The following is a 22,265-nucleotide window of genomic DNA, read 5'->3' on the forward strand; positions in this document are numbered from 1 at the left end:
GTCGGCGGGTTTTTTGTGGGTGTGAGTTGGGAGAAACTGCAATGTTATGAAACAAAAATATCAACGCACATTGGAATTAATCTTTGCTCGATCCACATCAGCCAATATCCGTTGGAGTGAAATTGAGGCGTTATTTCGGGAACTTGGCGCAATGATTGAAGAACGTGAAGGCTCACGTGTTTCGATTTACTTATTCGGTGTCGTGCGTGTGTTTCATCGTCCTCATCCCTCGCCTAATGTTGATAAAGGTGCGCTCACAACCATTCGTAAATGGCTTGCTGCAAATGGAGTGGAACCATGAATACCTTAATCATTAACGGTTATCGTGCCGTTATCACGTTTGATCCTGAGCTTGAAATGTTTCGTGGTGAATTTATTGGTCTTAATGGCGGTGCTGATTTTTATGCGGTCGATGTTGCCGGACTGAAACGGGAAGGCGAAATGTCTTTGCGAGTTTTCCAAGAAGCCTGTGAAAACTATCATCTCGAACCTTGCAACAAGATCGTTGCAGCCGCGTAGGTTGGATTGCCGCTGTTTGGCGACCTGACGGGGTGAGATGAGAATGAAAATGCCCGCCGCTTGATTTTGAATTGGGCAGCGGGTTTTTTGTGGGTATAATTAAGTCACAGCAATTGCCGCAACGGAGTTGACGAATGCCGACGATTAGCATGTTTTATGGTGTGATTGTCTCGATGTTTTTCGAGATCAGAGAAAAACATCATTTGCCTCATATTCATGTTCGCTATCAGGGATTTCAGGCATCGATTGCTATCAACGATGGTGTCGTGTTGGCGGGTGATTTCCCACCACGACAATTGCGCATGGTGCAAGTGTGGACAGATTTGCATCGAGAGGAATTGCTGGCAGATTGGGAACTTGCCAAAGAAGGTGTTGAACCTTTTCGTATTGATCCGCTCAAATAATGGAATATCATCATGTTACTTGATGTCATTCATGTGACGGCTAAGGCTGATTTCAGCCTTTTACTTGAATTTGAGAACGGGGAACGCCGCTACTTTGAGATGGCGCCCTACATGGATCAAAAGCCTTGGGTGCGCCTAAAATCTAGTCATGCTTTTCTAGGTGCCTATGTCGAAAACGGCACTGTCACTTGGCCCGGAAATATTGATATTGATCCTGAAACTCTCTACGAATGCTCACTTCCTGAAAAATCATTTCTGACTGTTTGTCCTGATATAGCAATCACCGCTTCAACCTGACTGAATGAAAATGCCCGCTGCTTGATTGAAAAATCGGGCGGCGGGTTTTTTTGTGGGTGGAGTGGTTTATAATTAAGTCACAGCAATTGCCGCAACGGAGTTGACGAATGCCGACGATTAGCATGTTTTATGGGATTCTTATTCGGATGTTTTTTTATGATACCGATTGCCATCATGTCCCTCACATCCATGCCGATTATCAAGGTCAGGTGGCGGTTTACGCTATTGCGGATGGTGTAGTGCTTGCGGGTTCTTTACTAGTTAAAAAACATAAAATTGTTGTTGCTTGGATAGCCATTCATCAAGATGATTTATTAGCTGACTGGCAGCTCGCTGTTAATGGCAAGAAACCTTTCACAATTAGAGGTTTAGATCAATGAAAATTCTATCGGTAACGCCACGCAAAGATCATCAATTAGAAGTGATTACAGATGATGGAACCTGTGGTCTTTTTGATGTTCGTCCTTATTTGAATGCAGAAGCATTTACGCCGTTACAGGAGATGACTGCTTTTTGTCACATTTATAATGGCGGTTATTTTATTGAATGGGATTGCGGCGCTGATTTATCTGCGGACACGATTGCAGCACATTGGCAACCTCGCTGCGTAGCCGCTGTTTGGCGATCTGACTGGGTGAGATGAGAATGAAAATACCCGCCGCTTGGTTTTGAATTGAGCGGCGGGTTTTTTTAATGAACTTGGATGATTAAATGAAATGTACACAATACTTTTTATCAACTCGTCAGCGTGCAGATCGCGCTTGCATTGAGTTTGTTATTCAACATCCAGCGCAAGAGTTGATTCAACAAGATGGCAGAATTCGGCGTTGGGCATCAATTTCAGAAGCCAATGGTAAATATCTTCGGGTTGTGTTGCTGCCTGATGGTGAGACTGTTCACAATGCTTTTTTTTGATCGAGGGTTTGCATGATGAAAATAAAATACTTTCAGGATACGGACACACTCTATATTGAATTACGCAGCGTAGATATTGCAGAAACGCGAGATTTAGATGAAAACACGTTAATTGATGTGGATGCTACTGGGAACATTTGTGGCATTACGGTAGAACATGCGCAACAACGCGCAAATTACCCAAACTTTTCGTTTGAACAAATTGCCGCATAACAGCAAAAGCAGCATTGGTTGGGTTGCCGCTCTTGGGCGACCTGACTGGGTAAGATGAGAATGAAAATGCCCGCCGCTTGATTGAAAAATTGGGCGGCGGGTTTTTTGTGGGTGGAGTGGTTTATAATTAAGTCACAGCAATTGCCGCAACGGAGTTGACGAATGCCGACCATTAGCATGTTTTATGGGATATTGGTGTCTATGTATACATTGGATACTCAAAAACATCATCTGCCTCATATTCATGTTAGGGAAACACTGATTAAATAGCCAGCATCGTTGCGATCTAAATGATAAAATAGGCATCAGTCGTAATGTAAATATGATACCAGCATGAAACAATTTTCTTTTGCACAATCAGAATTTTTAGCAAAAAAGAAAACGACGCGCCGTGAACGTTTTCTCAATGATATGGAAAAAATTGTTCCATGGTCAACTTTGGTTAAAGCATTGACACCTTATTACTACCCTGATAGTCAAGGTAAGCGTGGTCGTCCGCCAATAGGATTAGAGCGGATGTTAAGGATGTACTTTGTACAGCAATGGTATCATCTTGCTGATGAGGCACTGGAAGATGCAATTTACGATAGTCAATCATTACTGCAATTCATAGGTATTGATTTGAGTGTTGAAGCGGTACCAGATGCAACAACACTGTTGAAATTTCGCCATTTACTCGAACGTCATGCACTGACTACAGTGATTTTTTCTACAATCAATGCGCAGTTACGCGAGAAAGGATTGTTGTTAAATCAAGGGACAATCGTTGATGCGACCATTATCAATGCCCCTTCTTCAACAAAAAACGAAGCAAAAGAACGCGATCCAGAAATGCATTCTACTCGCAAGGGAAATCAATGGTATTTCGGAATGAAAGCACACATTGGTGTTGACGTTAATTCTGGGTTAGTGCATACCGTGGTTGGCACGGCGGCAAATGAGCATGATGTCACTCAAGTTGAAAACATTTTACATGGTCAAGAACAAAAAGTTTTTGGTGATGCTGGCTACACTGGTGCAGATAAACGCGAAAAAGTTAAAAACAAATTTAATGAAAAAGTAGTCAGTTGGAATATCGCTGAAAAACGTTCTAAAGTTGAAAAAATGGATGATGGTTTGTTGAAAAATCTCACGCAACAGATTGAAAAAATTAAGGCGCAAATACGCGCGCGTGTTGAACATCCATTTCACATTATTAAAAATCTATTTATGCACCGTAAGGTACGTTATAAAGGGCTTGCGAAAAACACTGCGCAACTACAAACTTTGTTTGCTCTGGCTAATCTCTTAATAGCAAAAAAGGCGCTGTTAAAAGCCTAATATAGAGTTCACAGCATAAGAGTACCTTAATTTTACCTAATAAAGAGGTTGACTATTTTGAATCACTAAAGCAAAAACTATTTATTTAATATCCCCTCTATAAAAATATGCTTTTAAAAAGGCAACGTGGAGAACATTAAATAGATCAGCGGTTCCTTAGGTACAATGAATACAAAATCGTGTTGGCAATTCCTAATGGTGAGATACTGGAAGGTCAATTACCGAACCGCCAAATGAAATTGTTGCAAGCGTGGATTGAATTGCATCAGGATGAGTTGATGGCAGATTGGTTTTTAGCGTCCAGCGGGCAAACTCCATTTAAAATAGATCCATTACGTTAAGGAGATTCAGAAATGGCACCAGATGCTATTCAGGTCAAACCATTACCTGATTTTCGTCTTGAAGTTGATTTCGCAACAGGCGAACATCGCGTTTTTGATATGAAGCCGTATCTTTCATATCCCGCATTCGCGCCACTAGCTGATGATAATTTATTTATGAAAGCATTCATTGTTCATGGCGTCATCACTTGGAACGATGAAATCGATCTTTCTCCTGATACGCTTTATTTATTAGCCGCGTAGGTTGGGTTGCTGCTGTTTGGCGACTTGACTGGGTGAGATTGAGCTTGAGAATGAAAATGTCCGCCGCTTGATTGGAGAATTGGGCGGCGGGTTTTTTGTGAGCCCCCCTTTGGAAAAGGGGGGTTAGGGGGATTTAATCAAATAGGGCTTTTTCAATGCTACCTTATCGTAAAGAAAATAAGCTATTAGCACGAGAATTGCGCAATCATGCCACCGAAGCTGAACGTCTATTATGGGAACAGTTACGGTGGAAACAGATATTAAATGTGCCTTTTTACCGGCAAAAATCGTTAGCCAATTTCATTGTTGATTTTTACTGTGCTGCGGCGTCTTATTTCATAATATCCCAACCGCTTTATCTCATAAATCCCCCCAACCACCCTAACCCCCCTTTTTCGGTAGTGATCCTATTTATAGGGTACATTTGCGAACTCTACCTATTTTTCTGGTTGATAGCGTTGCATTATAGTGATGTATGAAATACCAAATTTCTCCGATATGGTTGGTAAGTTTTTTAGAAAATGATAAGGTTTTTCTCACTAATCGAGAGATGCGTTGTCGAAACGTACAGTTCAATCGCTCAATATGATTTGTTCGTTCACTTTTTTTGCCAACAGATCGATGGCGTTTTGATGGAAGTATCATTCCATAAGCTGCCCAAAAATCGGTATAACTTACTGCGCATTGGCGATAAACAGGAGGCAAAGAATTCCATAATCCACGTGCAGATTTTTCACTTCTATCTCCAATGTACGCGCCAACAATTTCACGTGTGCGAGTATCGATCGCCAACCAAAGTCATTGTTTATTCTTGAGTTTATGTACAAATGACCACATTTCATCACACTCAATCGTGATTCGTCCCCGGCGCTTTTTACTCACTTCAACGTGACGTGGAACTGATTCGTATTTTTTGTTTACATAGCGTTGTAGCCAAGATTTTGAGATGCCAACGATTCGAGTAATAGCGGCTAAAGAAACCCCTCTAAAAGTAAGCGATCAATCAAAGATTTCTTTTCATCAGAGATCTCGCCCTTAGCAGGGTTTAATACAAATTGCCGTCCACAGTCTTTACATCGGTACATTTGCTTATTGGTAGCGTTAAAACCGTTTTTGACGAAAAATTGAGAGTGGCATTCGGGACAGTGCATAAAAATAACTCCAACTGAAGTACATGGCGGTATTTTAATTTTATCCTATAGATAGAATTACTACCCCCACAAAACCGTTGCTTTGATTGGCAATGATATTTGATGAAGTGAAGGTGTAAGTGTCATATTGCTTACTATCATTGCCGTTATAAAACAACAACAACAACCCGTTAAATCTGTTCCCTCAATACCGGTAATTTCCACAAATTCATTAGTATCTATTCCTGTATTGTCATAATGAATCTCGTTGATAAATACGATTGGCGTTGCATAAACGCTATTGACGCATAAAATCGTTATTGCACTCAAAACAATCATTTTTAAATGTGTCATTGATAATCTCGGCAGTGTTGATTTAGGAATGCACCAAGCACGTTCTTAATTGGCAGAACCTCGCCCATAATGCGCATCAACGTATTCATCAACCATGCGCTTGAATTGTTCGGCAATGCCTTCGCCTTTTAATGTTGCCACCTTTTCACCATCAATAAATACCGGCGCGGCGGGATGTTCACCGCTGCCCGGTAAACTAATACCGATATTGGCGTGTTTACTTTCGCCGGGACCATTCACAACGCAGCCCATTACTGCAACCTGCATCGTCTCCACTCCGGGATATTGACTGCGCCATGTCGGCATCTGCTCGCGCAAATAACCCTGAATGTTTTGCGCCAGATGTTGAAACGTATCGCTGGAAGTGCGCCCACAGCCGGGGCAAGCCGTGACCATCGGCGCAAAAGAACGCAGCCCCATCGTCTGCAAAATCTCTTGTGCAACAATCACTTCCCGCGTTCGCGCCTCGCCCGGCGCGGGCGTCAACGAGACGCGAATCGTGTCGCCAATCCCTTCCTGCAACAGCACCGCCAGCGCCGCCGTCGAGCCAACAATTCCTTTTGAACCCATGCCCGCCTCGGTCAAACCGAGATGCAGCGCGTAATCGCTCCGCGCTGCGAGCTGGCGATAAACTGCAATTAAATCCTGTACCCCACTCATTTTGCAGGATAAAATGATCTGGTCTTGTGATAAACCGAGGGCGACGGCACGCTCGGCACTGGAGATCGCCGACTCCACCATCGCCGCGTGCATCACCGCGCTCACCTCTCGCGGCGCGGCGGCACGAGCGTTTTCATCCATCAATCGCGCAATCAATTCCTGATCCAAACTGCCCCAATTGACGCCGATCCGCACCGGACGCTGATAACGACACGCCAATTCAATCATCGTCGCAAATTGACTATCGCGTTTTTCGCCGGTACCGACGTTGCCGGGATTGATACGATATTTCGCGAGTGCTTGAGCACACTCAGGATAATCGGTTAATAACCGATGTCCATTAAAATGAAAATCTCCAATCAATGGTACTGCGCAGCCCTGCGCATCAAGTGCATCACGAATAAAAGGCACCGCTTTAGCTGCGGCTTCGTGATTGACGGTAATTCGCACCAATTCCGATCCAGCGCGTGCTAAATCAGCAACTTGGCGCACAGTTGCCGCAATATCGGCAGTATCCGTATTCGTCATTGATTGAATGACAATTGGATAATTTCCGCCCACCTGAATTGCACCGATAGCGACGGGAATTGTGGCATGGCGAGTGATTAAAGTTGGCGCTGTATTCATAACAAGTTCTGCACATTTATTGGTTGTGTGAATTTCCCACTTTGAAAAAAGGGGGTGAGGGGTGATTTAAGATGTCGCATCAAGTATAAACCAGCGCATCATATTTATAAACAGTCGTGCGATTTTTAATCCGTCTGCTCGCAGCGACGACGATGGTTATTTATTCGTCAGGTTCTGTCTCATCCAATGAGATATTAAACTGTTCCTCAGTGTTCGATTTGGCGGCAGTTTTCAACACCGAATGCAACAGCGGTAAATCAATCAGTTCTCGCTTTTCAATCATATCCTGCACGGTCACAATGCGAATCACCGGATCATCACGATGAAATAGCACATGATGATAAAAACCGGCATCCAGCGCCTCTTTTTTCATGTCAGCAGTGGGCTTTTGCAGCGTGATAAAAATGCCCATCACGGCTTTTTCACGGATGCGGTCACTGTTCAATTTAGCAATATCGCCGCGACCAACTTTGCCCGATTTCACCTGAAAGACAACGGGCGCAGTGCAATTGGAATCAGTGGCAATATAAACAATGCCATCAATGCCGCGATCTGCGCCTTTCTTTTCATTGATGATTGCGTGATTTTTGCTGTAAGTTAATATCGCCCATTTTTCAAACTCTTTGCGCACCCGATCATCTTTTTTATTCGCCAGCGCAATCGCTGATTCCATATCACGCGGAATTCCGTTTAACGTGATCGTATTGAGAAGCGCAGCACCGAATTGGTCTTCTAAGCGTTTGAGTACGACAGCAATGCTCTGATAAGTAATATCAATTCCAATCCACTGGCGCTTTAATCGCTGCGCAACTGCAACTGTCGTTCCGCAGCCGCAATACGCATCCAGAATGACATCGCCTTTATTGCTGCTGGCTTGAATGATGCGCTCCAATAACGCCTCTGGCTTTTGCGTGGGATAACCGAGGCGTTCTCTGCTAGTGTTGCCAATGCGTTCAATCTCAACCCAATTGCTGTCAATTGGCTTACCTGGTCGTTCATCAAGATATACTTTTAATCCATCTAAACGTGGTCTGCCATCAAGTTTCGTTAGAATTTTCCCTTCTTCCCATAATCTTTCAAGTTGTTTCTCACTAAATGCCCATCCTCTGTTTTTAGCCGGTCTGGTGCCGCGCCAAATGAAATTGCGACTGGTATTGCCAGAAAGTGTTAAATCTTGACCTGTAAATAAACGACCGTTTTCATCTGGTTTATAGCGTTTGAGCTGCGCAGGAGAATAAATATTATGGAGTTTATTCCACACAAAGTCCTGACTTTTCGTGTAAAAAAGGATGATGTCATTTGAGCGTACATAACCACGAGTTTTCATGTTATGCGCATTAGTGCGTGGCCATACTATCTCGTTTAAATAATCTCCACCCCGCGCACAAAACACGCTATCTAAAATCAGCTTCAAATAATGCGACGCGGTGGGATCGCAGTGCAAATAAAAGCTGCCAGTGGGTTTCAATACGCGCTGAATCTCATTCACCCGCTGCGTCATACTCACGAGATAGGATAATAAGCCGCTGCGCCCCAACACTGCATCCAATCCTTTAATCAATTCAATGGTCTGGCGCGTATAACGTCCGCCTTCATTGCCAATGATCTCCATTAAAGCGCGATCCGCCAACGCATTCCACGTCCAAGTATCAATAAAGGCTTGCGCTTGCGCCTGATCTTCCTTGCCGACATTGGTATAAATCTGAAAATAATTGCGCTTGGAGTTAAATGGCGGGTCGATATAACACAGATCAATGCTGTCTTTTTCAAGTTTATTGCGCAGCACGTCCAGATTGTCGCCATAATACAGTTCGCTGTTATTCATGCTTTTCACTCTGTAGTTTGTTGGATGTTGCCGCTGTTGGCAATGGCGATAAATAATACTAACATCATTGTCACTGAATTAAAAGTTAGCGAATAAAAGCGGCGATAATGTTGGGTTGATTGCATCAACCCAACCTACAATTGTTATGGCAGTTTTGCTCGCAAACCATGCACCAATTCTAAATAATCCTGCTCTTCTGGCGTAATGAAACCATGCCGAATTAAGAAATCAATGAGAACCAAATTGCAGTTGAGTTTGAACGCATCGCTATCACAGACTAATTCCAATACATCTCGCACCGGAATACGCCGGAAATTTTCTACTTCGCCATCAGTGCAGCGCGGCACAAAATCTTCTTGTAATTCAAGATCGTAGCAATACATCACATCCGGTTTTAATCCTCGTGCTGAATCTTGACAATAACTTACGGCACTCACAGCAATTGCTTGATTTGCTAATACCGCTGCCATTCCCGCTTCTTCTGCACATTCTTTACGAAGATTCTCCGCTAGACTTAATTCCGCCGGCAGCCCGCCCGCAACGAGATGATCGAGATAACCCGGATAATGACGGCGCGTCGCCGAGCGTTGTCCAATCCACATTTCAATTCCATGCGCAGTGCGCACAAATCCGTTGAGATGTTGCCCAAACGCCCGCATTCCGAAAAATGGCGCAGCAGCACGATCAATTAAACAGCGTGACTGCGCTCGCGTGCTGGCCGTTACTGGATACAATTCACCGTGACAATGGGTAATCAAGCCATTCGCCACCAATTGATCGACTACTTCCGCCAGTGTTGCCGTGCGTTCGGCAGCACACGCTGGAGCATTGATCCAGTGCACTGCATCTGTCGTCACCGCAAACCACTGCGGCCACCGTCGCAGTTGTGCCGCAGCGCCACGATGCAAATTTCCGATGCGCTCGCCATTGAGCGTAAATGGTAGAAAATCCAGAGGATTCCACGTGTTACAAGCGCGTATCTTGCCAAGAAAACCCATTATCGAACCTCGTTTTAATTTCCAAATGAAGACTTTAAGCGTTTTTCTCGCTGCGATGTTTCTCGTATTCTTATCATCGCAACCTCTCTTAACCTTTTGGAACCGCTGATATGCCGCACTATCGTTCTCGCACCACGACACATGGTCGCAATATGGCTGGCGCTCGCGCTTTATGGCGAGCAACCGGAATGACCGACGCTGATTTTAATAAACCAATTATCGCAGTTGTTAATTCGTTTACGCAATTCGTACCCGGTCACGTTCATTTGAAAGATTTGGGACAATTGATTGCGCGTGAAATTGAAGCAGCCGGTGGCGTCGCCAAAGAATTCAACACGATTGCGATTGATGACGGCATTGCGATGGGACATGGCGGAATGCTCTATTCGCTGCCATCCCGCGATTTAATTGCAGATTCGGTGGAATACATGGCAAATGCGCATTGTGCTGATGCGCTGGTGTGTTTATCCAATTGCGATAAAATTACGCCCGGCATGTTAATGGCATCGCTGCGGTTGAACATTCCGACAGTATTCATTTCTGGTGGTCCAATGGAAGCCGGTAAAATCCTGCGCAGTGATGGTGAACACGCGCTTGATTTAATTGATGCGATGATTGCGGCGGCCAATCCCAATGAAAGCGATGCTGATGTTGCGCAATTAGAACGCTCGGCTTGTCCAACCTGCGGCTCGTGCTCCGGCATGTTCACTGCCAATTCGATGAATTGTTTAATTGAAGCATTGGGTTTTGGTTTGCCCGGCAACGGTTCATTAGTTGCTACTCATGCTGACCGCGAGACTTTATTTTTAGAAGCTGGGCGTTTAATTGTGGAATTGACGCGCCGTTATTACGAACAGGATGATGCCAGCATATTGCCGCGTTCAATTGCCACTTTTGCTGCATTTGAAAATGCAATGAGTTTGGATATTGCAATGGGCGGCTCCACCAATACGGTGTTGCATTTATTAGCTGCGGCGCATGAAGCTGGCGTTAATTTCACGATGACCGATATTGATCGTTTAAGTCGGCAAGTGCCGAATCTGTGCAAAGTAGCGCCGGCGACGCAGCTTTATCACATGGAAGATGTGCATCGCGCCGGTGGCGTGATCGGTATTTTGGGCGAATTGGCGCGTGCCGGGTTACTGCATCTTGATTGTCCAACCGTGCATTCAGCGACGCTTGGCGCAGCACTGGCGCAGTGGGATATTGCTGGAAAAACAGCGACTTCCACCGCGCAGCAGCGGTATCTCGCAGCGCCGGGCGGAGTGCCGACGCAGGTCGCGTTTAGTCAACATGCGCAGTGGCCAACGTTAGATGCAGATCGCGCCAGCGGGTGCATCCGTGATCTCGAACATGCGTACAGTCGTGACGGCGGGCTGGCGGTGTTGTTCGGCAATCTGGCGGCGGATGGCTGCATCGTGAAAACTGCGGGCGTGGATGCAGCAAACTTGCGATTTAGCGGTCCAGCGCGGATTTTTGAAAGCCAAGAAGATGCCGTCACCGCAATTTTGACTGAGCAGATTCAAGCTGGCGACGTGGTGGTGATTCGTTATGAAGGACCAAAAGGCGGTCCTGGAATGCAGGAAATGTTGTATCCAACCAGCTACTTAAAATCGAAAGGGCTGGGCAAAGCCTGTGCGCTGATTACTGACGGGCGCTTTTCCGGCGGCACTTCTGGGCTGTCAATTGGACATGTTTCGCCGGAGGCAGCGGAAGGTGGCACGATTGGTTTAATTGAAGATGGCGACCGAATTGAGATTGATATTCCGGCGCGGCGTATTGAAGTCATGCTGAATGACGAAACGCTGGCTGCTCGCCGTGACGCAATGCTGGCGCGAGGTGCGAATGCGTGGCAACCGCAAACCCGGCAGCGGGTCGTATCGGCTGCGTTGCAAGCTTACGCTGCAATGACAACGAGCGCCGCGCATGGCGCAGTGCGTGATTTGTCGCAGCTGCGTTAAATCCACTCAACCCCCCTTTTTTCATAAAAGGGGGAATTGGTGTTTATCCATAAAAAAATAGAGATTTGCTGAGGTATTCCATGTCAGATGCAGAAGCACTTAATCACGATGATGACAATACGGAAGAGGCGTCGATTCAACTCGCTCGCGCTAATGACGTATTACCCACGGAGATTCACATTTTACCGGTGGCATCGCGCCCGTTTTTTCCGGGACAAGCCGTACCGTTGATGATGGATGCCGCGCACTGGTCGCCGACGATGCGTGCAGTCGCCGACACCGAACACAAAATGCTCGGCGTGATTTTGGTCGATAGCGAAACTTCAGAAGAAGCAACTTCTGCACAATTTCGCGCTATTGGCACCGCCTGTCGCGTGCATCGCATTCATCAACAAGACGGACATTTGCAAGTATTAGTCGAATGTTTACAACGGTTTCGCGTTACGGGCTGGCTAAATGAAACCGCACCATTTTGTGCTCGCGTGACCTATTTACCAGAGCCAATTGGCGCACCGAGCAGCGATATCAAAGCCTATGCAATGGCGGTCATCAATACGATTAAAGAATTGCTGCCGCTCAATCCGCTATACGTTGAAGAATTGCGGATGTTTTTAGATCGTTTCGGTCCAGATGATCCATCACATTTGTCTGATTTTGCTGCAAGTCTCACCACTTCAACGAAAGATCAATTACAAGAAGTATTAGAAATTCTGCCATTGCTGCCGCGCATGGAAAAAGTGCTGGTTTTATTAAATAACGAACTGGAATTGGCGCGAGCACAACAGAAGATTCGGCGCACTGTTGAAGATAAAATGCAGAAGCAACAGCGCGAATTCTTTTTGCGCGAGCAATTGAAAGCAATTCAGAAAGAACTCGGCATTGCGAAAGACGATCGCACCGCTGAAATCGACAAATTTCGATTGCGATTAAAAGAGCTGACGCTAACAGAACAAGCGCAAAAACGGGTTGAAGAAGAATTAGAAAAAATGGGAATGCTGGAGACTGGTTCGCCAGAATACGCCGTTACCCGCAACTATTTAGATTGGATTACGCTTTTACCTTGGGGCAAACATTCTAAAGATAAACTTGATTTGAAACGCGCTCGCCGCGTCCTCGATCACGATCATTACGGATTGGAAGATGTTAAATTGCGCATTCTTGAATTCCTTGCAGTGGGTATTCACAAAGGCGAAATTGCCGGGTCGATTATTTTATTAGTTGGACCGCCAGGTGTGGGCAAAACATCAATTGGTCGTTCTATTGCAGATGCGCTGGGTCGGCGCTTTTATCGCTTTTCCGTTGGTGGCATTCGTGATGAAGCAGAAATAAAAGGTCATCGTCGTACTTATATCGGTGCAATGCCCGGTAAATTTTTGCAAGCGATAAAAGAAACTGAAACTTCCAATCCAGTAATTCTGTTAGATGAGATCGACAAAATTGGTGCGTCTTATCACGGCGATCCAGCATCTGCATTATTAGAAGTGCTTGATCCAGAACAGAATGTTGATTTTCTTGATCATTATCTTGATCTGCGTTTTGATTTGTCAAAAGTGCTGTTCGTGTGCACTGCGAATCAATTAGATAGTATTCCCGCGCCGCTGCTTGATCGCATGGAAGTCATTCAATTATCGGGCTACATTGCTGAAGAAAAATTGCAAATTGCGAAAAAGTATCTATTACCTCGGCAATTGGAACGAGCAGGTTTAGCAAAAGACAGCGTGAAAATGGATACCAAAACGCTCCGTGCGTTAATTGATGGTTATGCGCGAGATGCAGGAGTGCGACGCTTAGAGAAACAGCTCGGAAAAATTGTGCGCAAAATTGCCGTACAATTATTAGAAGGTAAATTAACGCCAATTCGTGTCCGCGATGATGATTTGAAAAGTTATCTCGGCGGCGCAGTATTCCGCGATGAACGCAAATTATCTGGTCCAGGTGTCATTACCGGGCTGGCGTGGACAGCAATGGGTGGCGCGACCTTATCAATTGAAGCGGTGCGAACGCATAGCTTTACTCGCGGCTTTAAATTGACTGGGCAGCTCGGCGAGGTAATGAAGGAATCAGCCGAAATTGCGTATGGTTATTTAATTGGTCATGCCCAAGAGTTTGGCGCTAATCCGAGCTTTTTTGAAAATGCGTTCATTCATGTTCATGTTCCCGCTGGTGCGACACCAAAAGATGGACCATCTGCAGGAATTACTTTGGTCAGTGCGCTATTGTCATTAGCCCGCAATCAACCAGTGCGGCGCATTGCAATGACTGGTGAAATTACCTTGACTGGTGAAGTATTTCCGGTCGGTGGTATTCGTGAGAAATTAATTGCTGCGCGGCGAGCGGGAATAAAAGAAATCATTTTGCCGGAAGATAATCGCAGCGATTTTGAAGAAGTGCCGGAGCATGTACGGAAAGGTTTAAAGGTGCATTTTGCATCGCGCTACAACGATGTGCTGCCATTGTTGTTTTAATTGAGTTTCATTGCAAACTTGATTAGTTCCGCGATTTGAAAGTAATGCAAATCGCGGAATGATAATTTGCTTCACAGTTGTTAATTTAATCTGTTGCAAATTATGCGCATTACTATCAATCAATTCTCGCGCTGCTGCCGTATAAGTTTTAATCGTTATTTACGGCTATTCCGCGCTAAATTCAACGCCAATAACCGCTGCAATATCTCCGCTTCATTGAATTCGGCTGCGTCATTTTCCCAACCATACGCTGCGGCAACAGCTAAATCCAATTGCCGATGCGCATTTGCCAGCGACGCTGGATGTTCATTATACAAATTAGTCAAAGTACGCTTTTTTAATTTTGCAGCGTATTCTGGTTTAGGGAGAATGCGATCAAGATAACCAGCAACAACTTCTGGCTGGCGTTCAATCCATTCCGGCGGATTTAACCATTCTTCACGCAATTGATTTAATTGAAATACAGCCTCAGCAATCGCTTTAGCATTGTCTTGATATTCGGCTGCGACTGTCGGAATGACTGCACCACTATCCAATGTTTCAATTGCACCACCAGTATCCGCTGGCGTTAAACCTATTGGAAAAGGAAAGGTTTCAAATGTCGTGGTTGGCGTATAACGCGGCGTTGCGCCTAAACTGGTTCCCATTCGCAATGCCCATATTTCATGGAAATGCGAATGTAAAATACCGAATGTGGTGTCATCGGCGCGAGCGATAACAATTAACTGTTGATCTGGAAAAACACGTTTATCAAGCCATACAAATAGCCGATGCTTGGCAACCATTGGTGTTGCAATATAACGAGCAAGTGGATTTAACGCTGTGCGAATTTCAATGCCAGAACGTCCCAATCGCCACCAATATGTTTTGCGTTTTTCATCTCGTTGCGCTTCTCGCTGTGCTTTAACGTGCTCCAAAACATATTCAAATGGTGCTTCATAAAATGCTGCTTGATTCTCTGATAGAGAATTGCCATAATCAATTAACCAATTATCAGATGATCGACGGGCAATATCCATACCATTTGCCCAAGGTTTTAATACATCTAAGTTTGATTTTCCATGTGCGTTTGGTAAATTAAGCCACTGTCTAGCAAGATCGCCCGGAACATCAAACTGTCCAACTTTGGCAAGTCCTCTAATGCAAGCACCGCTGTTTTCTTTTAATGATTTCGCTGTCGTTAAATCCGCTTTCGTTTCATTATTTATACCCGTCAAATCTGCATAAATTTCTGCAACTGCTTCGCCATTCAAAACTGGTTTTAATTTCGTATTCCCAAAGCAAATTAAACTGACGCGCACTGCTGCGCCGCTGTTAATCCAAGGTTCATCTGACCACGCATTAAAAATGGTCGTTGTTGCACAAATGCGTTCTAATACTTTGCGATTTGCGCCGCCGCGAATTGAATTCGTTGATACTAAACCGGCAGCTTTAGCTTTTCCAATTTCAATTTGCATTCGCGCCTTTTCAAACCAATACGTCACGAAATCCGCACCACCGGAAATACGCCCAGCATAAATTGTTTCCAATGTTGAAAAATAATCATCACCCAATACACTGCGCTTTTTACTGCCGCCCAAAAACGGTGGATTGCCGACAATGACATCAGCGGCTGGCCAATGCGGTTCAGCGCCATCTGCATTCACCACTGCATCACGTTGGTCAATGATGTTAATCTTCTTCAGAATTGGATTTTTTGCTAATGAGAAGCCGTGATTTAACATCCATTGAATTTCACCAATCCACACTGTCACCCGCGCCAATTCAGCAGCATAAGCATTCAATTCAATGCCCAGCACATTCTCCGGCCCAACTTTGGGAAAACTGGCGGGTAAACCCAAACGCTCGGCATCTAAAATCACCTCGTGCTCTAAATCTTTTAATCCGCGCAACGCCAATAATAAAAAGTTTCCCGAACCGCAAGCCGGATCAATAATACGAAAATTTTGCAGCCGCATTAAAAAATCCCGACAGCGTTTTTCAATCTGCTTTTTCGCTTTCGCTTCGGCATTGCTGGCATCAGTTCGCACTTTTCCGACTTTATTCGCAGCTTCAGTCGTTAGCGCAGTCGTATTTGCGGTCGCAATTGCTTTATCAGCCTTACTTTTTAATCCCGCCACCTTTTCAAGTAATGCCGCAATTGCAGTTTGTTGAGTGCGCCATTCTGCCCGCAATGGCTCAAGCACCACCGGATTGACCAGCCGCATAATTGATGCCGGATCGGTATAATGCGCTCCGAGTTGTTCACGCTGATTTGGATCCAATCCGCGCTCAAATAAGGTTCCCAAAATACTTGGCTCAATCGCTGACCAATTCAACTGCGCCAATTCCCGCAACGTGACCACATCAGCGCGATTTAATGGCAGCGGCGTTGCGGCATCAAATAATCCGCCATTAAACCAATCAACTGGGTCATTACCAAAAAAGCCGCCGGTTGCCATCGTATTAAATAAATTGGTCAATGTTGCCGGTAAATGTTCCAAGCGTTGCTGCCCAATTTCCAATAACTTGCTGAATAACTGATTGGGCAATAAACCAATATCTTCCGCAAAGAAACAAAACAAAATCTGCTGGCAAAAATGCGCAACCTGTGTGGTGTCGTGACCACGTTCGCATAATGTTTGCGCCAATTCACCAAATTGTCGCGCCGCCTTTTCCGTTAATTCCGCAGTGGTGAGCGTGGGGCGCAAACGTTCTGGTTCGGTAAATGCCCATTTCAATAACCGCAATTGCGCGGGATCGCGTAAATCATTTAGCGCCAATTGATGCTTATCAGGCACAGTGCCATTAAATGCCGTATGAATAATGATGTGTTCCATATCGGAAACAATTAACAGCGGCGGATTTCCCAATGCTGGTGCGTAGCGATGCAGTTGGACAAAGGCTTCATTTAAGTTTTTGCGTTTGCCTTTGTATTCCCAGCCAAAGCAATTGCGTTTCCACACATCCGCCCAACCATCGCTGCCGGTGGTTTTCTTTGCGCCGCGTTCAAAGCAATAAAACTCGCCGTTTGGATCAATTTCTGCTGGTGTTGGTTCATTTAATAACCGACATAAATCAATAAAATGCTCCTGCGCTGCCGAGCGTTCTTTAAGCGTGGTGGCTTGCCATTTAGCAATAAATTGGTCTGGCGTCATGGGTGGTATTCTCTGCAACGAAATAACTAAAAATACCGAAGATAAAAAAGCTCGTTTTGCAAACGGATTTCAATGGTATCATCAAATGGCGCAAAAGTAAGAATTACAAACTGCGTCATTTACTTTAATCTATTAGCACAGGGCGTTATTTATCTCATAACAATCTATAAAAAATCAGAACGCAACAATATCAACGTTAATGACATTAAAAAGGTGCTGCTGTGAACATTGATAAAATCGCCGCCGCCATCGAAACGGATGCCGGAATTGATTTGCCTGATTTACGCGCCAGCCTTGCAGAAATGCAGGCGGACATTGTTGGACGACTGTCAACACCTGAGCAATTGCTAGTGAGAGCAGCGCGTCATCACTTAAACCTGTCATAACAGCAATTTGCCGATTTAATTCAAACCCCAGTTGCCACGCTGCGCGATTAGGAGTAGGGACGATTTAAGCCACCAGGAGCTGCATTGTGTTTGTTAAAAATCACGCTGAAGCGTCCCGAATTATTAACCGAATTAGCGGCTTAATTCCTGCCACCTTTGTTCAAAAGGGAAAGAAAAGCCTTTTTCACAGAATGAAATAATCGCCTGCGTTTTCGCTAAAGAGAGAAATAAAAACCCCCTTTGAAAAAGGGGGTTGGTGGATTTAAACAGGTTTAACGCCAGTGTACGCTTCCAATCGTTTCAATAACTCAGGAAAACGCTCCACGAAAAACAGCGGCTGCGTCTCGCGGGGATTATTCGGGCTGGTTTCATTGCGCCCGTATTGCAAACCCTCCTCGGTCAAACTCCAGAACCATTTAATTGTGTTGCCAGTGCTCTTGCGTGAAAGATGTTCCAGAATGCCCATTGCTTCTAATGCGGGATTGACGATCTTGGCAACGCGATGACCGAGCGGATGTTCGATCTCTTTCAATAGCGGAGTGATCGCTCTGACCAATGGCTCATCGACATAATCCGGTAAAAAAGCGGGTGAAATGTGTTCACTCTCAGCGATCTTCGTCAGCATCCGAATCTTACTGGTGTCTGACATGCGCAACATTCGCGCTGCTGCTTCAGCAATATAAATCGCAATAGCCAGTTCTCTGCTAATGAAAGCGTGATCTGATGCTGTATTGCGTGGATTGATTGCCTGCCCCTGCGTCCAATAATCCCAGAGCGCATCATCACATTCATTCTGATAAGCAATGACGGTCTCGCGGATGTCTGGCTTGACTTTATTCGGGTGAATAGTCATCAGCCAACCGGGGAGTTTGCGGAGTGGGAGGCATGAAACAGCACGACGTTGATCGTCACCCGGCATCTGCATGGTGATTTCCACCATGCAGGTAGAAAAGCGTTGATTTTGCGTTATTTTTACGTGCTGAGATTTCCAATCAAGCCCCATACCCTCAACGACAGGCTTCATCGGTGTGTACGGAACGCCGTCGATGTCAACGAGGAAAAGGGTTGTATTGCGGAATGGAACGGGAATGAGAGAATTGCGGTTATTCATAATGAAATCCTGCTAGTTTTTCTGAAACAATAAACTGCCTAAAAATCAGGCATCCCGCAGGAGCTTCAGACCGCTAACAGACGGCGGGTTTATTCGTGAGCTTGTTGCCATGCCCCTTATTTCACCGCACTCCAACGGAATGCCTTCAACCGTGGTGCTGTAGTGCACAAAAAAGTAGGCATTAAAAAAACCGCTAACTCTCGTGTGCGGTAACGCTGTCAGGTGTGTCTGAAGCACCTGTCAATAGCAAAACACGCCAACAAACCAATGTCAACCACTAAATCAATTCTCTTTTTTCCGCGCCAGATTCAACGCTAATAATCGCTGTAAAATCTCCGCTTCATTCAATTCCGCTGCGTCATTTTCCCAGCTATAAGCTGCGGCGACTGCCTGATCTAATTTGACATGTGCATTCACCAGCCACGCCGGTTTTTTATTATACAAATTGGTCAGAGTGCGCTGTTTTAATTGCGCTGAGAATTCAGGTTTAGGAATGATGCGATCAGGATAATCGGCGACGATTTCCGGCTGGCGTTCAATCCATTCCGGCGGATTTAACCAATTCTCACGTAATTGATTGAGTTGAAATGCTGCCTCCGCAATAGCGATTGCATGATCTCGATATTCTGCTGCAACCGTCGGAATGATCGCGCCACTTTCCAATGTTTCAATTGCGCCGCCAGTATTTGCTGGCGTTAAACCAATTGGAAAAGGGAAAGTTTCAAATGTCGTGGTTGGCGTATAGCGCGGCGTTGGCCCTAAACTCGTTCCCATCCGCAATGACCATAATTCATGGAAACGAGAATGCAAAATGCCGAAAGTAGTGTCATCAGCGCGGGAAATAGCAATTAATTGTTGATCTGGAAGAACGGTAACATTTAACCAAGAAAAATTACGATATTTAGCCATTGTTGGCGTGGCGATATATCGATAAAGATATTTCAACGCACTTCGCATTCCCGGTCTTGCTTCAGCATGTCGCCACCAATATCGTCGATAAGATTCCCTGTTATTATTTTCCCTGATTGGTTTGACTTTTTCTGTTAAATAAGTAAATGGCATTTCATAAAATGCTGCATCATTTTCTGATATATCAATTCCAAAATCGATAATCCAAACGTCTCGATCACGCCTCGTAAGATCAATTCCATTGCATAGAGGGCGCAAAACTATTGCATTAGATTTGCCATTTGGATTAGGCAAAGTCAGCCATTGACGCGCCAAATTGCCAGCAATATCAAAAGCACCCTTTTTTGATGCACCCATACAACAGGCATTGGCATTTTCAATCAGCGGCTTTGCTGTAGTTATATCCGACCCAGCTTCAATACTGCCAGCTGTCAAATCTGCATAAATTGCTGCAACTTCTGCATTATTCAAAACTGGCTTTAATTTCGTATTCCCGAAGCAAATTAAACTCACGCGAACGGCTGCGCCGCTGTTAATCCAAGGCTCATCTGACCACGCATTAAAAATCGTCGTCGTCTTACAAATGCGCTCTAATACTTGACGATTTGCTCCGCCACGAATGGAATTGGTTGACACCAAACCAGCAGCGTTGGCTTTTTCCAATTCAATCTGTGTTCGCGCCTTTTCAAACCAATACGTCACCAAATCCGCACCTGCTGGAATGCGCCCAGCATAAATCGTTTCTAGTGCCGTAAAATAATCATCACCCAATACGCTGCGTTTTTTGCTGCCACCTAAAAACGGCGGATTGCCGACAATGACATCAGCGGTTGGCCAATTCGGCTCGCTGCCGTCCGCATTTACCACTGCATCACGTTGATCAATGATATTGATAGTTTTCAGAATTGGATTTTTTGCCAATGAAAAACCGTGATTCAGCATCCATTGAATTTCACCAATCCAAACTGTGACCCGTGCCAATTCCGCTGCATAAATGTTTAATTCAATTCCGAGCACATTTTCTGGTCCAACCTTGGGAAAACTGGCGGGCAAACCCAATCGCTCTGCATCTAAAATAACCTCGTGTTCTAAATCCTTCAAACCGCGCAATGCTAATAATAAAAAGTTCCCAGAACCACACGCAGGATCAAGCACACGGAAATTTTGCAACCGCATTAAAAAATCCCGACAGCGTTTTGCAATCTGTCTTTGCGCTGCTGTCTCAGCGTCTCTGGCTTTTTCTCTGATTTCTCTTATATCTTCAACTAATTTAGTGGTTAATTTCGCCGTACTCGCCGTTGAAATTGCCTTATTAACTTTGCTTTTTCGCGCAGCAATTTTATCAACCAATTTTGTAATCGCAGCCTGCTGAAGACGCCATTCTTCGCGCAATGGATCAAGCACTACTGGATTGACCAGCCGCATAATTGAAGCCGGATCGGTATAATGCGCACCAAGTTGTTCACGCTGATTTGGATCCAATCCGCGCTCGAATAACGTGCCGAAAATACTTGGTTCAATTGCCGACCAATTCAATTGCGCCAATTCTCGCAGCAATTTCACATCATTGCGAGTTAACGGCAACGGCGATGCGGCATCAAATAATCCGCCATTAAACCAATCAACCGGATCATTCCCAAAGAATCCACCAGTTGCCATCGTATTAAACAGATTAGTCAGCGTTGGTGGCAAATGTTCCAAACGCTGCTGCCCGATTTCCAATAATTTACCAAACAATTTATTGGGCAATAAACCAATGTCATCAGCGAAAAAACAAAATAGAATTTGCTGACAAAAATGCGCAACTTGCTGGGTATCGTGACCACGTTCGCACAAGGTTTGCGCCAATTCGCCAAATTGACGCGCTGCTTTTTCGGTTAATACCGCAGTAGTGAGCTTTGGGCGCAAGCGTTCTGGTTCGGTAAATGCCCATTTTAATAACCGCAAGTTATCGGGATTGCGCAAATCTTCCAGCGCCAATGAATACTTATCAGGGACAGTGCCATTAAATGCCGTATGAATAATGATTTGTTCCATATCAGAAACAATCAGCAGCGGCGGATTTCCCAATGCTGGCGCGTAGCGATGGAGCTGAACAAATGCGTCATTCAAGTTTTTGCGCTTGCCTTTGTATTCCCAGCCAAAGCAATTGCGTTTCCACACATCCGCCCAACCATCGCTGCCGGTGGTTTTCTTTGCGCCGCGTTCAAAGCAATAAAACTCGCCGTTTGGATCAATTTCTGCTGGCGTTGGTTCATTTAATAATCGACACAAATCAATAAAATGCTCCTGCGCTGCCGAGCGTTCTTTTAACGTGGATGCTTGCCATTTAGCAATAAATTGGTCAGGTGTCATGGGCGGTATTCTCTGGAATTCCTAAATTGCCGAACATTCTTGCACTACTAACTGCATTAGCATAACATGATTCAATAATTAACTGCTGGTTCCAC

At 45.0% G+C, this 22,265-nt stretch carries 21 protein-coding genes and 2 pseudogenes; 15 read left to right on the top strand and 8 right to left on the bottom strand.

Annotated elements, in window-relative coordinates; all coding sequences use genetic code 11:
- The first annotated feature begins 46 nt into the window (after nt 1–46).
- From CXB77_RS10095 to CXB77_RS24620, 12 genes and pseudogenes are all read left to right on the top strand, one after another.
- Entirely contained in the window at nt 47–301 is a 255-nt protein-coding gene (locus tag CXB77_RS10095; RefSeq protein ID WP_105073783.1) for a type II toxin-antitoxin system HicA family toxin, read from the top strand.
- Entirely contained in the window at nt 298–519 is a 222-nt protein-coding gene (locus tag CXB77_RS21800) for a type II toxin-antitoxin system HicB family antitoxin (RefSeq protein ID WP_242445615.1), read from the top strand. Before CXB77_RS10095 ends, CXB77_RS21800 begins: the two co-directional genes overlap by 4 nt.
- A gap of 134 nt (nt 520–653) precedes the next feature.
- Nucleotides 654–923 carry a DUF4160 domain-containing protein gene (locus CXB77_RS10105; protein ID WP_105073784.1) on the top strand — a complete coding sequence of 90 codons (270 nt, stop codon included), beginning with the start codon at nt 654–656 and terminating at the stop codon, nt 921–923.
- An 84-nt stretch (nt 924–1,007) separates the two neighbouring features.
- Nucleotides 1,008–1,220 (top strand): annotated as a pseudogene (locus CXB77_RS10110) (hypothetical protein); the annotation flags it as partial.
- A 107-nt stretch (nt 1,221–1,327) separates the two neighbouring features.
- Nucleotides 1,328–1,600, top strand: a complete 273-nt coding sequence (locus CXB77_RS10115) for a DUF4160 domain-containing protein (protein ID WP_172452627.1) — start codon at nt 1,328–1,330, stop codon at nt 1,598–1,600.
- Complete coding sequence (locus CXB77_RS10120; protein ID WP_105073786.1) at nt 1,597–1,863, top strand: DUF2442 domain-containing protein; 267 nt, start codon at nt 1,597–1,599, stop codon at nt 1,861–1,863. Before CXB77_RS10115 ends, CXB77_RS10120 begins: the two co-directional genes overlap by 4 nt.
- A gap of 287 nt (nt 1,864–2,150) precedes the next feature.
- Nucleotides 2,151–2,348, top strand: coding sequence for a DUF2283 domain-containing protein (locus tag CXB77_RS10130; RefSeq protein WP_105073788.1), 198 nt, complete (start codon nt 2,151–2,153; stop codon nt 2,346–2,348).
- A gap of 177 nt (nt 2,349–2,525) precedes the next feature.
- Nucleotides 2,526–2,618, top strand: coding sequence for a DUF4160 domain-containing protein (locus tag CXB77_RS21805; RefSeq protein ID WP_277949398.1), 93 nt, complete (start codon nt 2,526–2,528; stop codon nt 2,616–2,618).
- 63 nt (nt 2,619–2,681) lie between these two features.
- Complete coding sequence (locus tag CXB77_RS10135) at nt 2,682–3,668, top strand: IS5 family transposase (RefSeq protein ID WP_105073789.1); 987 nt, start codon at nt 2,682–2,684, stop codon at nt 3,666–3,668.
- A gap of 140 nt (nt 3,669–3,808) precedes the next feature.
- Nucleotides 3,809–4,009, top strand: coding sequence for a DUF4160 domain-containing protein (locus tag CXB77_RS10140; RefSeq protein ID WP_105073790.1), 201 nt, complete (start codon nt 3,809–3,811; stop codon nt 4,007–4,009).
- 12 nt (nt 4,010–4,021) lie between these two features.
- Nucleotides 4,022–4,252 (top strand): DUF2442 domain-containing protein, encoded by a 231-nt coding sequence (locus CXB77_RS10145; protein WP_105073791.1) that lies wholly within the window; start codon nt 4,022–4,024, stop codon nt 4,250–4,252.
- Nucleotides 4,253–4,407: 155 nt separating this feature from the next.
- Nucleotides 4,408–4,731 (top strand): endonuclease domain-containing protein, encoded by a 324-nt coding sequence (locus CXB77_RS24620; RefSeq protein WP_105073792.1) that lies wholly within the window; start codon nt 4,408–4,410, stop codon nt 4,729–4,731.
- On the opposite strand, the pseudogene CXB77_RS10155 reads toward CXB77_RS24620, so the two are convergent.
- The 5 genes and pseudogenes from CXB77_RS10155 to CXB77_RS10170 form a co-directional block, all read right to left on the bottom strand.
- Nucleotides 4,664–5,403, bottom strand: a pseudogene (locus CXB77_RS10155) (IS1 family transposase). The gene CXB77_RS24620 and the pseudogene CXB77_RS10155 overlap by 68 nt on opposite strands.
- 60 nt (nt 5,404–5,463) lie before the next feature.
- The gene (locus CXB77_RS19240) at nt 5,464–5,736 is read right to left on the bottom strand and encodes a lamin tail domain-containing protein (protein WP_146108788.1); all 273 of its coding nucleotides are present in this window, start codon (nt 5,734–5,736) and stop codon (nt 5,464–5,466) included.
- Nucleotides 5,737–5,781: 45 nt separating this feature from the next.
- Complete coding sequence (gene ispG / locus CXB77_RS10160; RefSeq protein WP_105073793.1) at nt 5,782–7,023, bottom strand: flavodoxin-dependent (E)-4-hydroxy-3-methylbut-2-enyl-diphosphate synthase; 1,242 nt, start codon at nt 7,021–7,023, stop codon at nt 5,782–5,784.
- Nucleotides 7,024–7,183: 160 nt separating this feature from the next.
- Nucleotides 7,184–8,848: a DNA methyltransferase gene (locus CXB77_RS10165; protein WP_105073794.1), complete on the bottom strand. Its 1,665-nt coding sequence runs from the start codon at nt 8,846–8,848 to the stop codon at nt 7,184–7,186.
- Between the two features lie 143 nt (nt 8,849–8,991).
- Nucleotides 8,992–9,846: a DUF4743 domain-containing protein gene (locus tag CXB77_RS10170; protein WP_105073795.1), complete on the bottom strand. Its 855-nt coding sequence runs from the start codon at nt 9,844–9,846 to the stop codon at nt 8,992–8,994.
- A gap of 110 nt (nt 9,847–9,956) precedes the next feature.
- Between CXB77_RS10170 and ilvD the strand changes: the two genes are divergently transcribed.
- Together ilvD and lon are read left to right on the top strand one after the other, a co-directional pair.
- Nucleotides 9,957–11,807, top strand: a complete 1,851-nt coding sequence (gene ilvD, locus CXB77_RS10175) for a dihydroxy-acid dehydratase (protein ID WP_105073796.1) — start codon at nt 9,957–9,959, stop codon at nt 11,805–11,807.
- Between the two features lie 80 nt (nt 11,808–11,887).
- Nucleotides 11,888–14,272 carry an endopeptidase La gene (gene lon / locus CXB77_RS10180; RefSeq protein ID WP_105073797.1) on the top strand — a complete coding sequence of 795 codons (2,385 nt, stop codon included), beginning with the start codon at nt 11,888–11,890 and terminating at the stop codon, nt 14,270–14,272.
- Between the two features lie 155 nt (nt 14,273–14,427).
- On the opposite strand, the gene CXB77_RS10185 is transcribed toward lon, so the two are convergent.
- Nucleotides 14,428–17,409 (bottom strand): class I SAM-dependent DNA methyltransferase, encoded by a 2,982-nt coding sequence (locus tag CXB77_RS10185; protein WP_105073798.1) that lies wholly within the window; start codon nt 17,407–17,409, stop codon nt 14,428–14,430.
- 221 nt (nt 17,410–17,630) lie between these two features.
- Here CXB77_RS10185 and CXB77_RS21810 point away from each other — a divergent pair, with 221 nt between their 5' ends.
- Nucleotides 17,631–17,795: a hypothetical protein gene (locus CXB77_RS21810; RefSeq protein WP_242445618.1), complete on the top strand. Its 165-nt coding sequence runs from the start codon at nt 17,631–17,633 to the stop codon at nt 17,793–17,795.
- 262 nt (nt 17,796–18,057) lie between these two features.
- Here the strand turns inward: CXB77_RS21810 and CXB77_RS10195 are convergent, their stop codons facing one another.
- Both CXB77_RS10195 and CXB77_RS10200 read right to left on the bottom strand, forming a co-directional pair.
- Complete coding sequence (locus CXB77_RS10195; protein ID WP_105073799.1) at nt 18,058–18,906, bottom strand: phage antirepressor N-terminal domain-containing protein; 849 nt, start codon at nt 18,904–18,906, stop codon at nt 18,058–18,060.
- 282 nt (nt 18,907–19,188) lie between these two features.
- On the bottom strand, nt 19,189–22,170 hold the full coding sequence (locus CXB77_RS10200; protein ID WP_105073800.1) for a class I SAM-dependent DNA methyltransferase: 2,982 nt from the start codon (nt 22,168–22,170) through the stop codon (nt 19,189–19,191).
- Between the last annotated feature and the right edge of the window lie 95 nt (nt 22,171–22,265).

It is taken from the genome of Chromatium okenii, from assembly GCF_002958735.1.
Taxonomy (GTDB): domain Bacteria; phylum Pseudomonadota; class Gammaproteobacteria; order Chromatiales; family Chromatiaceae; genus Chromatium; species Chromatium okenii_A.

Bases quoted from the DNA above. Each gene is read 5' to 3' on its own strand.
- CXB77_RS10195 (WP_105073799.1), bottom strand. From the start codon at position 18,906: ATGAATAACCGCAATTCTCTCATTCCCGTTCCATTCCGCAATACAACC.
- ilvD (WP_105073796.1), top strand. From the start codon at position 9,957: ATGCCGCACTATCGTTCTCGCACCACGACACATGGTCGCAATATGGCT.
- CXB77_RS10200 (WP_105073800.1), bottom strand. From the start codon at position 22,170: ATGACACCTGACCAATTTATTGCTAAATGGCAAGCATCCACGTTAAAA.
- CXB77_RS10145 (WP_105073791.1), top strand. From the start codon at position 4,022: ATGGCACCAGATGCTATTCAGGTCAAACCATTACCTGATTTTCGTCTT.
- CXB77_RS10185 (WP_105073798.1), bottom strand. From the start codon at position 17,409: ATGACGCCAGACCAATTTATTGCTAAATGGCAAGCCACCACGCTTAAA.
- CXB77_RS10165 (WP_105073794.1), bottom strand. From the start codon at position 8,848: ATGAATAACAGCGAACTGTATTATGGCGACAATCTGGACGTGCTGCGC.
- CXB77_RS24620 (WP_105073792.1), top strand. From the start codon at position 4,408: ATGCTACCTTATCGTAAAGAAAATAAGCTATTAGCACGAGAATTGCGC.
- CXB77_RS21805 (WP_277949398.1), top strand. From the start codon at position 2,526: ATGTTTTATGGGATATTGGTGTCTATGTATACATTGGATACTCAAAAA.
- ispG (WP_105073793.1), bottom strand. From the start codon at position 7,023: ATGAATACAGCGCCAACTTTAATCACTCGCCATGCCACAATTCCCGTC.
- CXB77_RS10105 (WP_105073784.1), top strand. From the start codon at position 654: ATGCCGACGATTAGCATGTTTTATGGTGTGATTGTCTCGATGTTTTTC.
- lon (WP_105073797.1), top strand. From the start codon at position 11,888: ATGTCAGATGCAGAAGCACTTAATCACGATGATGACAATACGGAAGAG.
- CXB77_RS10115 (WP_172452627.1), top strand. From the start codon at position 1,328: ATGCCGACGATTAGCATGTTTTATGGGATTCTTATTCGGATGTTTTTT.
- CXB77_RS10170 (WP_105073795.1), bottom strand. From the start codon at position 9,846: ATGGGTTTTCTTGGCAAGATACGCGCTTGTAACACGTGGAATCCTCTG.
- CXB77_RS19240 (WP_146108788.1), bottom strand. From the start codon at position 5,736: ATGACACATTTAAAAATGATTGTTTTGAGTGCAATAACGATTTTATGC.
- CXB77_RS10095 (WP_105073783.1), top strand. From the start codon at position 47: ATGAAACAAAAATATCAACGCACATTGGAATTAATCTTTGCTCGATCC.
- CXB77_RS10135 (WP_105073789.1), top strand. From the start codon at position 2,682: ATGAAACAATTTTCTTTTGCACAATCAGAATTTTTAGCAAAAAAGAAA.
- CXB77_RS21800 (WP_242445615.1), top strand. From the start codon at position 298: ATGAATACCTTAATCATTAACGGTTATCGTGCCGTTATCACGTTTGAT.
- CXB77_RS10120 (WP_105073786.1), top strand. From the start codon at position 1,597: ATGAAAATTCTATCGGTAACGCCACGCAAAGATCATCAATTAGAAGTG.
- CXB77_RS10130 (WP_105073788.1), top strand. From the start codon at position 2,151: ATGAAAATAAAATACTTTCAGGATACGGACACACTCTATATTGAATTA.